The organism is Paenibacillus andongensis (assembly GCF_025369935.1).
In the GTDB taxonomy this organism is placed as follows: domain Bacteria; phylum Bacillota; class Bacilli; order Paenibacillales; family NBRC-103111; genus Paenibacillus_E; species Paenibacillus_E andongensis.
In genome coordinates this window covers 6,169,781-6,182,040 of sequence record NZ_CP104467.1, presented here as the reverse complement: position 1 = coordinate 6,182,040, position 12,260 = coordinate 6,169,781, and the positions used below count along the sequence as shown (strand labels likewise).

At 45.1% G+C, this 12,260-nt stretch carries 11 protein-coding genes; 9 read left to right on the top strand and 2 right to left on the bottom strand.

The window, feature by feature from the left end; all coding sequences use genetic code 11:
• The first annotated feature begins 212 nt into the window (after nucleotides 1-212).
• From glnA to NYR53_RS27585, 6 genes are all read left to right on the top strand, one after another.
• Nucleotides 213-1,637: a type I glutamate--ammonia ligase gene (gene glnA, locus NYR53_RS27610; protein ID WP_261302295.1), complete on the top strand. Its 1,425-nt coding sequence runs from the start codon at nucleotides 213-215 to the stop codon at nucleotides 1,635-1,637.
• A 180-nt stretch (nucleotides 1,638-1,817) separates the two neighbouring features.
• On the top strand, nucleotides 1,818-2,369 hold the full coding sequence (locus NYR53_RS27605) for an NADPH-dependent FMN reductase (protein ID WP_261302294.1): 552 nt from the start codon (nucleotides 1,818-1,820) through the stop codon (nucleotides 2,367-2,369).
• Nucleotides 2,370-2,479: 110 nt separating this feature from the next.
• Nucleotides 2,480-3,799, top strand: coding sequence for a DUF1800 domain-containing protein (locus NYR53_RS27600; RefSeq protein WP_261302293.1), 1,320 nt, complete (start codon nucleotides 2,480-2,482; stop codon nucleotides 3,797-3,799).
• A 15-nt stretch (nucleotides 3,800-3,814) separates the two neighbouring features.
• Complete coding sequence (locus tag NYR53_RS27595; RefSeq protein WP_261302292.1) at nucleotides 3,815-5,044, top strand: DUF1501 domain-containing protein; 1,230 nt, start codon at nucleotides 3,815-3,817, stop codon at nucleotides 5,042-5,044.
• 107 nt (nucleotides 5,045-5,151) lie between these two features.
• The gene (locus NYR53_RS27590; RefSeq protein ID WP_261306538.1) at nucleotides 5,152-5,673 is read left to right on the top strand and encodes a mismatch-specific DNA-glycosylase; all 522 of its coding nucleotides are present in this window, start codon (nucleotides 5,152-5,154) and stop codon (nucleotides 5,671-5,673) included.
• A complete protein-coding gene (locus NYR53_RS27585; RefSeq protein WP_261302291.1) occupies nucleotides 5,670-6,290 on the top strand; it encodes an NUDIX hydrolase in 621 nt (206 codons plus the stop codon). The genes NYR53_RS27590 and NYR53_RS27585 overlap by 4 nt, the downstream gene beginning before the upstream one ends.
• A 16-nt stretch (nucleotides 6,291-6,306) precedes the next feature.
• Here the strand turns inward: NYR53_RS27585 and NYR53_RS27580 are convergent, their stop codons facing one another.
• Both NYR53_RS27580 and thpR read right to left on the bottom strand, forming a co-directional pair.
• Complete coding sequence (locus NYR53_RS27580; protein ID WP_261302290.1) at nucleotides 6,307-7,161, bottom strand: DUF421 domain-containing protein; 855 nt, start codon at nucleotides 7,159-7,161, stop codon at nucleotides 6,307-6,309.
• A 98-nt stretch (nucleotides 7,162-7,259) separates the two neighbouring features.
• Nucleotides 7,260-8,081, bottom strand: a complete 822-nt coding sequence (gene thpR / locus NYR53_RS27575; RefSeq protein WP_261302289.1) for an RNA 2',3'-cyclic phosphodiesterase — start codon at nucleotides 8,079-8,081, stop codon at nucleotides 7,260-7,262.
• A gap of 54 nt (nucleotides 8,082-8,135) precedes the next feature.
• On the opposite strand from thpR, the gene serC reads away from it, so the two are divergent.
• From serC to nrdE, 3 genes are all read left to right on the top strand, one after another.
• Entirely contained in the window at nucleotides 8,136-9,224 is a 1,089-nt protein-coding gene (gene serC / locus NYR53_RS27570; RefSeq protein ID WP_261302288.1) for a 3-phosphoserine/phosphohydroxythreonine transaminase, read from the top strand.
• A 593-nt stretch (nucleotides 9,225-9,817) separates the two neighbouring features.
• Complete coding sequence (gene nrdI, locus NYR53_RS27565) at nucleotides 9,818-10,177, top strand: class Ib ribonucleoside-diphosphate reductase assembly flavoprotein NrdI (protein WP_261302287.1); 360 nt, start codon at nucleotides 9,818-9,820, stop codon at nucleotides 10,175-10,177.
• Nucleotides 10,164-12,248: a class 1b ribonucleoside-diphosphate reductase subunit alpha gene (gene nrdE, locus NYR53_RS27560; protein WP_261302286.1), complete on the top strand. Its 2,085-nt coding sequence runs from the start codon at nucleotides 10,164-10,166 to the stop codon at nucleotides 12,246-12,248. Before nrdI ends, nrdE begins: the two co-directional genes overlap by 14 nt.
• Nucleotides 12,249-12,260 lie beyond the last annotated feature (12 nt).

Sequence of the window (12,260 nt, the reverse complement as noted above, 5' to 3'; positions counted from 1 at the left end):
GAAAGAGGAAGCCAGTTTTCCTGTTTTTGGATAGAAGAAGGACAAATATATGAATTAGTGTGAGCATAGCTTACACATCTTTAAAAAATACCTGACATAAGTATTGACTGTGTAAGCTTAATCGCTATATAATATGTGCAAGATAACAACCAAAAGTTGAACATTAATCATGTAAAGTACGTTGAATGTACGGAAATGGGAGGGTTTTTAAAATGTCAGTTCAAAATGTGTTGAACCTTATCAAGGAAAAAAATATTGAGTGGGTAGATTTTCGTTTCGTAGGTCTTTCTGGTAAAGCACAACATATCTCTTTGCCTGCTACTGAAGTAGACGAAGATACTTTCGTGAATGGGGTAGCTTTTGACGGTTCATCCATCCCAGGATTCCGTGGTATTGAACAATCTGACATGGTCATGATGCCAGATACGGAAACGGCTTATGTTGATCCTTTCACAGCTCACCCGACTTTGATTATCATGAGCAACATCCACACACCTGAAGGCGAGCGTTATGATCGCGATCCACGCAGCATCGCTCAAAAAGCAGAAGAATATCTGCAAACAACGGGTGTAGGTACAACTGCATTCTTCGCACCAGAATCCGAGTTCTTCATTTTTGATGACGTTCGTTACGAAAATGGTATGAACAAATCCTACTTCGAAGTTGATTCCGAAGAAGCTGGTTGGAACACTGGACGCAAAGAAGAAGGCGGAAACCTTGCTTATAAAGTTCCAGTAAAAGGCGGTTACGTTCCAGTAGCTCCAATTGATTCCCAACAAGACATTCGTTCCGAAATGTGTAACAAACTTGCTGACGCAGGTCTTCGCATCGAACGTCACCATCACGAAGTGGCTACAGCTGGTCAAGCTGAAATTAACTTCCGTTTTGACACATTGACTAAAACAGCAGATAACCTGCTCAAATACAAATATATCGTTGCAAACACAGCTAGAGAATACGGTAAAGTAGCAACTTTCATGCCTAAACCACTGTTTGGTGATAATGGTAGCGGTATGCACGTTCACATGTCCATTTTCGATGGCAGCGAGCCTTTGTTCTATGAAAAAGGAGCATATGCTAACCTGAGTGAAATGGCAATCAACTATATCGGTGGTATTCTTTACCACGCACCAGCTTTGATCGCTTTGACAAACCCAAGTACAAACTCCTTTAAACGTCTGGTTCCTGGTTACGAAGCGCCGGTTAACCTTGTATTCTCCAAAGGTAACCGTTCCGCAGCAGTTCGTATTCCAATCGCAGCTGTGACACCTAAAGGTTGTCGTATCGAATTCCGTACACCGGATAGCACAGCTAACCCATACCTTGCTTTCGCAGCTATGTTGATGGCAGGTCTTGACGGTATCAAAAAGAAAATCGATCCGCGCGCTCTTGGATACGGTCCTTTCGATACGAACATCTATGAAATGTCCGATGCAGAGAAAGCTGAGATCCGCAGCGTTCCTGGTACGCTAGATGAAGCTTTGGATGCTCTTGCAGCTGATTCCGACTTCTTAACTGAAGGCGGCGTGTTCACACAAGATTTCATCGATAACTATATCGAATTGAAACGTGGCGAAGCGAAAGCTGTAGCAATCCGCATTCACCCGCACGAATACAACCTTTACTTCGATTGCTAATCTTTAGCACTTATACATGAATATCATACGAGCTGCTTCTTTCATAGTTTTCTATGGAGGAGGCAGCTTTTTCATTTATTGATAATAAAGATCTTTTAATAATTATTGTAATTAGCGATGTAATTTGATGGAAATTGAAGTATAATGAATGCATGAATCAGATATGGAAGGACGATTAGTATGAAAATTACTATAATAGCAGGAAGTAATCAGAGATCAGCGACAAGTACAAGACTTGCTGAATATATCAAGCATCTTGCGACCCTAGAGGGCCATCAGGTGACATTGATTGACTTGTATCAAACACCGCTACCTTTCTATTCCCCAGATGATGCTAACGCAGGGCACGAAGCTCTAGAGAAATTAAAGGAAGCCATGTTTGAAGCAGAGGGGATCGTACTAGCAACACCGGAATATCATAGTGGAATTTCCGGTGTTTTGAAAAATGCGCTTGATCATTTGGGACAAGACCACTTCAGTAATAAGGTTGTCTTATCTATCAGTTCAGCAGGCGGGGCAATTGCTGTAAGCTCTCTGACGCAGCTGCAAACCATTGTACGCAATCTGCATGGCATTAACTGTCCAGATTGGCTATCTATTGGAGGCGACCAGCGGAAGAGCTTCCAAACAGGTGTAACATTTCAAGATATCCATCCAGATGTCGATAAACGTGTTCGTCGTGTAGTTGGTTCATTCCTCGATTTAACCAAACAGTTAGCTGTGAAAGCATAGTTGCTCGAATAAAACAAACCAAGGATGTTATCTTGGTTTGTTTTTTATTTCCACACACTTTTGACACATTTATGTGGTACAGTTTGGAAAATAGGGCGAGGGGGGAGATCATGGGAGTACCATGGACTAACAAGGAAGTCGTTCATTTATTACATCGAGCCGGATTTGGTTCCACTGGGGAAGAAGTTACTGCTTGTATGGCTCTTGGTCGTGAGGAAACGGTGCGACGTCTTATTGCCGGAGAAGCTTTGATCGATCAGGCACCATCGCTAACTCCATTTGATCAATTAACCGCTGATGGCAAGAAAGCATTAGATCCGCTGCAATTAGCCGATCAACAAATGTATTGGTTATATCGAATGGTATATTCAAATGCTCCGCTCATCGAGAAGATGACGTTGTTTTGGCATGGACATTTTGCGACGGCGAATTACAAGGTTAAAGATGTCACGTTAATGGTTCAACAAAATGCACTTTTTCGCAAATATGCGCTGGGAAATTTCAAAGAACTCGTACTTGCCATTGGCAAAGACCCAGCTATGATGATTTGGCTAGATGTGAATCGAAATAAAAAAGGCAAGCCGAATGAGAATTATGCCCGCGAAGCCATGGAGCTATTCACGTTAGGTATCGGTCACTATACAGAGACTGATGTGAAGGAAGCGGCGCGCGCTTTCACGGGATGGACATATGATAAGAAGGAAAATATAGTAGATTATAATCCCAAACAACACGACAATGACACGAAAACGCTGCTGGAAGAAACGGGGAAGCTGAATGCGGATGATGTGATTGAAATTATTTTCCATCAAAAAACGCTGCCGATCTTTCTTGCTACGAAGCTGCTCAAATATTTTGCTACGGATAGCCCCTCTGAAAGTTGGATTCAAAAAGTTGCCGAACATATCTCAGATAAGGCTACTGTGGGGGAAGTGCTCCGAGAACTATTCCTATCCGACGAATTCTATGAGGAGAAATTGCGGTTATCTCTCATCAAAACACCGGCAGACTATGTTGCGGGAATTCTTAAATGCTGTAAATTAACCGTTTCGAAGGGGCATGCACAAGCGATGAGGAGGATGGGACAGGAGCTGTATTCACCTCCGGATGTTGCAGGCTGGAGAGGAGGCGCCTCATGGCTGAATACAAACGCCTTATTATCAAGGTACCAGTTTGCCGAGTCCATCGCCAAGCAGCTAAACGGCAAGGTGCTCTCATCGGCAGACTATACACCTGAACAACAGGAACGTCTGGAAGAATGGGTGAAATTGTGGAGTCAGCGTATGGGAATTACTGATTTATCGGAAAAGACTTTACAGGGTTTAAGTGCTTACGCAGAAGACACGATTATACATACTAAGCAAAAGAATGCGGGCCTCAGAGGCTTGCTTCAATTAGTGCTGATTAGCCCGGAAGCTCAAATGAAATAGCGAGGGGGGAGAAAAGTGAAATTATCGAGAAGGGATTTTCTGCTTAAAGGTACGGCTATGTTTGCGACTTTAGGGCTAGGCGGAGCTTTATTTACGCAAACGGGAAAATCGATCTTGGCTGGCGGTTTTGACGATGATGTTGATGAACCTGTGCTTGTTGTTGTTCAGTTAAGTGGCGGGAATGATGGCATTAATACGCTAATCCCTTATGGACAAGGGATTTACTATGATGCGCGGCCGACGCTTGCTTACCAGCAGAAGGATGTGCTTGCGTTAGATAATCAAGTAGGCTTGCATCCGAGTTTAGTTGGCCTTGCTGCACTTTATAAGCTTGGGAAAATGGCTGTCATACAGGGAGTTGGATATCCAGGACCCGATCACTCTCATTTCCGCTCGATGGAAATTTGGCAGACAGCCGAACCAGCGAAGATGAGTCGCAGCGGTTGGCTTGCACGCTATGCAGAGTCTTCTTTGCGGGATAGCAGCAATCCGCTTAAAGCGATACAGGTTGGCGCAGGGAGTAAGGCTTTTGCTTCGGAGAAGATGAGCTTTCCTGTTATCCAATCATTAGAATCCTATCATCTGATTGATCCGAAAACGGCGATGATGGACAAAAATCGGATCACTAAAGCATTCTTGGAGATGTATGGTGTACAGAATCAGATGGAACAGCTGCGTGTCGTATCAGGGCGCGGATATGAGGCTTTCAAAAGTGTTGAAGCAATTCAAGCTTTAACGGCTACCTATGCAAATAAAGTGGAGTATCCGAAATCTAATTTTGCAAGGGATCTCCAACTAGTATCCAAGCTGCTGGCCGGTAAATCGGGCACTCGAATATTCAATGTGCAGATCGGCGGTTTCGATGATCATGCCGATGAGAAGGTACAGCATGCCAAAGTGCTGACTCAAGTCGACGAGGGTCTGACAGCGTTCTACAAAGACCTGGAGGCGCAAGGACTGCAGGACCGTGTTGTGGTGATGATGTTTTCGGAGTTTGGGCGCAGGGTGAAGGAGAACGGAAGCGGCGGAACAGACCATGGAACAGCAGCTCCGATGTTTGTAATTGGAGGGAAGGTGAACGGTGGTCTTTATGGCGCGTACCCGAGCCTGAGCAATTTGGACAATGGAGATTTGAAGTATGAGGTTGATTTCCGCTCCGTTTACAGCACGGTGATTGATAAATGGTTAAAAGGCGATACCACCGCTGTGCTAGGCAAGTCCTATGAGTCTTTAAAGTTTATATAAGGAAAGCCGGGGCCTTGTGTCTCGGCTTTTGGTTTTTAGTCGTTCATGGTAACCTATTAAAAAAGGAAAAATTTCGTCGTGCTGGTGGAGGTGCTTTAAGGATGAGCATAGAGCCTATTTCGGATCATCTGCAAGAGGGTTTAAGGATACTTTTCGTGGGGTATAACCCCAGTATACGATCCGGAGAAACGGGTCATCATTATGCGAATCCGAACAATCGCTTTTATCGGATCCTATTTCAAGCAGGATTAACACCTCGGCAGTATAAACCCCAAGAAGATGGGGATCTGCTGAAGCTCGGGTATGGCTTTACAAATGTCGTGGCTCGTCCTTCGTTAACGGCTGCAGAAATTACGCCTGAGGAATACCGGGAAGGTCGACTTATTTTAAAACAAAAGATTCAGGCCTTTCGACCAAGTGTTGCCTGTTTTGTAGGAAAAGGGGTATACGAGCAGTATAGCGGCCGTAGGGGGATGAGTTGGGGGAGTCAACTAGATCCGATGGTTGAAGGTGTGATCGACTATGTATGTCCCTCTTCTAGTGGGCTTGTTCGGATGAAGCTTGAGGAGATGGTTGCTATTTATAGCGGCATCAAAGCATATATCGAAACGGAGTTGGGGAACGGATGAACATCCCATGGTTAGATTGGGCCAAAGAGATTCAGGCAATTAGTCAAGCCGGGCTTACCTACGGTGAGAATGGTTATGACTTGGAGCGATACGAGGCGCTGCGCAAGATCAGCGTGGAGATGATGAGTTATTTCTCGGAGACACCGATCGATAAGGTGACAGCTTTATTCGCCAGCGACACGGGGTATCAGACGCCGAAAGTGGATATTCGGGCCGTCGTATTGAGAGAGAACAAGCTGCTGCTTGTGAAGGAAAGAGCCGACGGTGCTTGGGCTTTGCCCGGGGGCTGGGCGGACATCGGCCTCACACCGTCGGAGGTCGCCGTCAAGGAGACCCGCGAGGAGGCCGGCTACGACGTCAAGCCGGTACGTTTGCTGGCGGTCTTCGACAAGAAGCGCCACGCGCACCCACCCTCGGCCAACCACGTATACAAGATGTTCATCTTGTGCGAGTTGGTGGGCGGGGAAGCACTTGAAGCCGGTCTGGAAACGACCGGCGCTCAGTTCTTCGGCGAAGGCGAGCTGCCGCCGCTTTCGGTAGAGCGAAACACCGTAGAGCAGCTGCTGCGGATGTTCGAGCTTGCCCGTAACCATACAGCGCAGACGCTGCTCGATTAGTCAAGCACTGAAAGTTTTAACGCTTAAGTACTGGTTTCAATTGTGTGATGATTTCCTCCATTTGCTTCGAACATTGTTCATACATCTCTTTGGCAGCTTTATTATTCGTAGTAAGCCCAAACAGCATTAGATCGCTTTCGCACTTTTTTAAAGTTGCAAATAGGCTTGCTTTCTCCTGTGGCACAGGTACCATAATCTTGTCGTCAAATAAATCCACATACAATTGGCCGTAAGAATCGACTTGACCTAGAAATACATTTTCAATCGTCACACCCAATTTATCTAGTTCGGTCTTAAGCCATCCCCGGTTAAAACCGATGGTAGCTAACGCTTCATCCATGATCTCACCGTCCATGATAACTGCTTGGGGTTCCTCTTCAGGTGCAACTTGGATGCCCAAATGTTTGGCAGTCAACGGTTGGTTTTTTCGAGCTAATAGGACATTAATATCCCCATCTGGTTCCATGATCGCAAATTCAACTTCAGCTACTTTAAATGCCGATTTCTTTCTTAACTGCTCCATAAGTTCATCGGTGGTGAGTCGTTCTTTTTTTAAATTATCTTCCAAAATTTTTCCGTCTCGAATGAGCACGGTTCCTTTACCATCAATAAAATCCCGCATTTTTTTGCTTTTTAGCTGCAAAAATTCAATTCCTAATGAACACGCAACCCAAGCGGCTAAGGACACTAACCCTAAATACCAATCTGTCTCCAATGATATGTAAGCCGCGAGATTACCAATTGTAATACCGGTTATGTATTCGAACAAGGAAAGTTGAGAAACTTGTCTTTTACCCAACAGCTTTGTCATAACAAAAAGCACGACAACCGCTAATAATGTTTTTAAAAAAATTTCAATCCATTCGGGCACATCGGTTCCTCCTCTTTAATTAAATCCAATCGGTTCAATTGTTTGTAGAATTCTTGAAAGTTATACAAAAACAAGATATTAATTCCAAGTAGCAGGAATCATTCCTCAAATGGGAATACGCCTAGCGGCTCGTACGACGGCTGACGGCCCAAGTGGCTGCGGTAGAGGACGATGTCCTCTACCTGCCACACGGGCCAGCCGCCGGCAGGCGCCTCAGCCGACGCTAGGGCGGAGCGCTTGAAAGGCCCCGCCGCTGCGCGGTAGCGGCGGGCTAGTGTAAGGTGCGGCCGGTAGGCGCGAGCCTCGGCCGGGAAGCCGTGGCGGGCGCAGACGCCCGCGACTTCGCGCTGCAGCGCAGCCAGCGCATCGAGGTCGCCGGCGATGCCCGCCCAGAGGATCGACGGCGCAGCCGGAGGTCCGAACACGCCGAGGCCCTCGGCGTGCAGGGTCAGCGGCTGCGCAGCTGCTGCAAGCTGGCGGAGGTCGGCCGCCAGCGCTTCGGCCGTCTCGGCGGATGCGTCGCCGAGGAAGCTTAACGTGACGTGGACATCCTGCGGATGTGTCCACTTTTGGAAAGGCAGCACCTTCTGGATGCTGCCTTTCCATATGTCGAGCACCCGCTGGACGTCTTGCGGGAGGCGAATGCCTACGAACAGCCGATACATCTCGGAGGCGTTCGTTGAACTTGAGGCTTTCGTTGAACTTGAGGTGTTCGTTGAACTTAAAGTGTTGGAGTTTGTAATCGTTGAGGCATTCGTGGATTTTGAGGTGTTAGAGTTTTCAGAATTTACAGCGTTTGTAGAACTTTCTCCGATTGTATCAAGCCATGTCATAAGTAAATTAAGCTCCTTTTGTATCCAAATCTGTTCACTTCTTCGTACTTCTCCTAGCATTGCCAACTGAGGTTTTACTTGATGCATGAAGAGAATATTGCTATCATAGCCATAATACAAAAAGCAAAGGTGTGGTCATTCATGGGAAATAGGGCCTATAACTTTAACGCAGGGCCTGCAGCATTACCGCTCGAAGTACTGCAGAAAGCACAAGAGGAGCTTGTCGAATTTAAAGGCATCGGCATGTCCATTATGGAAATCTCTCACCGCAGCGCGGAGTTCGAGCAAGTACATAATGAAACACAACAATTGTTGAAACAAATTTTTAGCATCCCTGATGGGTACCAAGTGCAATTTCTGCAAGGTGGTGCGAGTACACAATTCGCCATGATTCCGCTTAATTTTCTAAAGCCAGGTAAAGTAGGCAGCTATGTGCTTACAGGTGCATGGGCGGAGAAAGCTATTCAGGAAGCAAGCATTTTCGGAGAAGTTGCCATCGCTGCAAGTTCGAAAGAACAGAAATTTATGAAAATTCCGGACTTGCATGAAATCAACATTCATCCGGATTCCGCTTATCTGCATCTGACTTCGAATGAAACAATTGAAGGCGCTCAGTTCCAAAGCTTTCCGGATACAGGGAATGTGCCGTTAATTGGGGACATGTCCAGCGATATCTTGAGCCGTCCAGTTGATGTTTCTAAATTCGGTATGATCTATGCAGGTGCGCAAAAGAATCTAGGTCCTTCTGGTGTAACTGTGGTTATTGTTAAGGAAGATTTATTACAGGATCTGCCTAAAACGATTCCAACCATGCTTCGCTACGAAATCCATAGCAAAAACAATTCCCTGTACAATACACCACCCGTTTATTCCATCTACATGATGAACCTAGTATTGAAATGGATTCAGGAACAAGGTGGACTAGCTGTCATTCAGAAAAATAACCTTGAGAAATCAGGTCTCATTTATAGCGCAATCGATCAAAGCGGTGGTTTCTACCGTGGACCTGTTGATGCGGGCAGTCGTTCCGCGATGAATATCACGTTCCGCTTGCAGGATGAAGAGCTCGAGAAGAAGTTCATCAAGGAAACCGAGCAGAACGGATTTGTTGGGTTGAAGGGTCATCGCAGTGTAGGTGGTTTGAGAGCATCTACGTATAATGCTGTTCCTTATGCCTCATGCAAAGCGCTCGCTGAATTCATGAACGATTTCCAAAAACGCAACGGTTAAGAAATAAGATGAAGCTATTCACGGCACCCTCGTGTGCGTGTGAATAGCTTTTTTTGTTTCTGGATAGGAATGTGGCATCTTCACTATCAAAGACCTTAGACGGACTCTGAGACGGCTTAATGAGCCTATATTTTGGAATGGAATGGATCAATATCTAGTGAGCTCAAAGCCCTAATCTTGTATTCGACAAATTCAAAAAATCAAGTCGAAATCGAAAAAATATTTTCAAAGCCTTCCGAGCCACGTCCTGTCTAGGTTTACGTATTTTAGTAGTCAAAATGAGGCTTTTTACTCGTTGACAAACACAATATATTGATATAAATTTGAATCTATCAACTAGATATCGTAAAAAAAGCGATACACACAACCGCTAGAATTTGTGAAAAAATAGAATCAAAATCCGTGATAAACCGCATGATTGACGCCTTTTTCCTAGGTTATGCGGTCCTAAAATTCGCATATTTTGTCGAAATGACAATGGCGTATTCCATCTTGGAGTGCACGGAATGATTCATTTGTTTACTACATATAGGGTTACTTACATACGCGGTACTAGATAGAGAATAAGAGAGTGTTAGGAGAGACGAAAACCTATGCTGATTGCTTACGATTCGAAGACGGGAAATGTTCGCCGATTTATTGCTAAGCTCAAAATGCCAGCGATTCAAATTGAGGAAGCGATGAAGATGGACGAGCCTTTCGTGCTTGTTACCTATACAACCGGATTTGGTCAAGTGCCTCAGAAGGTAGCTTCTTTCTTAGAAAGCAATGCCTCTCGTCTTCTCGGAGTAGCAGCAAGTGGTAACCGCAACTGGGGAGACGGATTTGCCAAAAGCGCAGATACGATCTCACAGCAGTACGATGTGCCTGTGTTAACGAAGTTTGAGTTATCCGGCACCAAAAATGACGTAGAACGATTTGTTCAGGGGGTACATGCAATTGCGGCACATTGAGCTGAATAATTTATTGATGCAACGCGGAGCGGATGGCTTTTTCCAACTAGAGAAGGATAAAGAAGCTGTTGAAGTTTTTATGAAGGAAGTCCACAGTAAAAGCCTCACTTTCCCCGATACTTCTTCTAAAGTTCGTTATATGATCGATCATAACTATTACGAGAACGTATATGAGCGCTATACGCAAGACGAAGTTAATAGTGTTTATCAAGTGGCCCACGATAATCAATTCGAGTTCGCCTCCTACATGGCAGCTTCGAAATTTTATACAGATTACGCTTTACGCAGTGATGACAAGTCTTTATATCTGGAACATTTCCCGGATCGCGTTGCGATTGTTGCTTTGTACTTGGGACGTGGGAACGTAGAAACAGCGCGTGTTCTGGCTGTCTCAATGATGGAACAACGCTTGCAACCAGCAACACCGACGTTCCTGAATGCAGGTAAGAGCCGCCGAGGCGAAATGGTATCCTGCTTCCTGCTAGAGATGGACGACTCTCTTAATTCTATTAACTACGTACTAGCTACCTGCATGCAGCTTTCCAAAATTGGCGGTGGCGTAGCCGTAAACTTGTCCAAGCTTCGTGGACGCGGTGAATCCATTAAAGGTGTGGAACGTGCCGCAAAAGGGATAATGCCGGTACTTAAGCTCATGGAAGATGCCTTCTCCTATGCAGATCAAATGGGTCAGCGCAAGGGTTCAGGAGCTGCTTACTATAACATTTTCGGCTGGGACGTTATGGAGTTCCTGGATAGTAAGAAAATTAACGCGGATGAGAAATCTCGTCTGAAAACATTATCCATCGGTCTTATTGTACCGAACAAGTTCTACAAGTTGGCTGAAGAGAACAAGCCGCTGCATGTATTTGCTCCTTACACGGTGCTGCAAGCCTATGGTAAGCATTTGGACGATCTCGATCTCGATGACATGTACGATGAGCTTTTGGCCAATCCGAAAGTGAAGAAGAAGGTTGTCATGAGTGCGCGTGACATGCTAGTTAAAATTGCGACTACCCAACTGGAATCCGGTTATCCATATATGATGAACCGTACGAATGCCAACAAGGATCATGCCCTGAAAGGTATCGGTACGATTAAAATGTCTAATCTCTGTACAGAGATTTTCCAACTGCAAGAAACTTCGGAAATCAACGATTACGGTCAAGATGACCTTATTCTTAGAGATATCAGCTGTAACCTGGCTTCCATGAACATTGCCAACGTAATGGATCGTAAGAAGCTGCGCGAAACCGTTCACGAGGGCATGATTGCTTTGACTTCTGTTAGTGACATGACGACGATCAGCAATGCGCCTGGTGTTGCCAAAGCGAACCGTGAGCTGCACTCTGTTGGTCTCGGTGTTATGAATCTTCATGGCTACTTGTCTAAGAACAAAATTAGCTATGAGAGTAATGAAGCCAAAGATTTCGTCCGTACGTTCTTCATGGCTATGAACTATTATTCGATTGAGAAAAGTATGGAAATTGCCAAATCGTCGGGACAAACCTTTGAAGGCTTTGAGCAATCCGAATATGCGAATGGTGCTTATTTCAACCGGTACACAGAAACGGATTACCGTCCCCTTACGGATAAAGTGAAGTCTTTGTTTGAGGGAATGCCGATTCCATCACCAAGCGACTGGGCCAAGTTAAAAGAAGATGTAAAAGTGAATGGTCTTTATCATGCTTACCGATTGGCTGTAGCTCCAACACAAAGTATTTCTTATATTCAAAATGCAACTTCGAGTGTCATGCCGATTGTAGAACCTATCGAGACTCGAACATACGCGAACTCAACAACGTACTATCCGATGCCTTTCATGGCACGTGATAATTTCTTTTACTATAAATCAGCTTATCAAATGGACCAATTCAAGATTCTTGATCTTATTGCTGAAATTCAAACGCACGTGGATCAAGGGATTTCAACCATTTTGCACGTAAATAGTGATGTTTCAACAAGACAACTTGCTAAACTATACCTCTATGCGGCACACAAAGGACTTAAATCGCTCTACTACACGCGAACAAATCAGCTATCCGTTGAGGAATGCGTCAGCTGCTCGGTGTAATTTGGAAGGGGA

Excerpts from the sequence above, each read along its gene's own strand:
- glnA (WP_261302295.1), top strand. The coding sequence starts at position 213 with ATGTCAGTTCAAAATGTGTTGAACCTTATCAAGGAAAAAAATATTGAG.
- NYR53_RS27605 (WP_261302294.1), top strand. The coding sequence starts at position 1,818 with ATGAAAATTACTATAATAGCAGGAAGTAATCAGAGATCAGCGACAAGT.
- NYR53_RS27600 (WP_261302293.1), top strand. The coding sequence starts at position 2,480 with ATGGGAGTACCATGGACTAACAAGGAAGTCGTTCATTTATTACATCGA.
- NYR53_RS27585 (WP_261302291.1), top strand. The coding sequence starts at position 5,670 with ATGAACATCCCATGGTTAGATTGGGCCAAAGAGATTCAGGCAATTAGT.
- thpR (WP_261302289.1), bottom strand. The coding sequence starts at position 8,081 with ATGCATCAAGTAAAACCTCAGTTGGCAATGCTAGGAGAAGTACGAAGA.
- serC (WP_261302288.1), top strand. The coding sequence starts at position 8,136 with ATGGGAAATAGGGCCTATAACTTTAACGCAGGGCCTGCAGCATTACCG.
- nrdI (WP_261302287.1), top strand. The coding sequence starts at position 9,818 with ATGCTGATTGCTTACGATTCGAAGACGGGAAATGTTCGCCGATTTATT.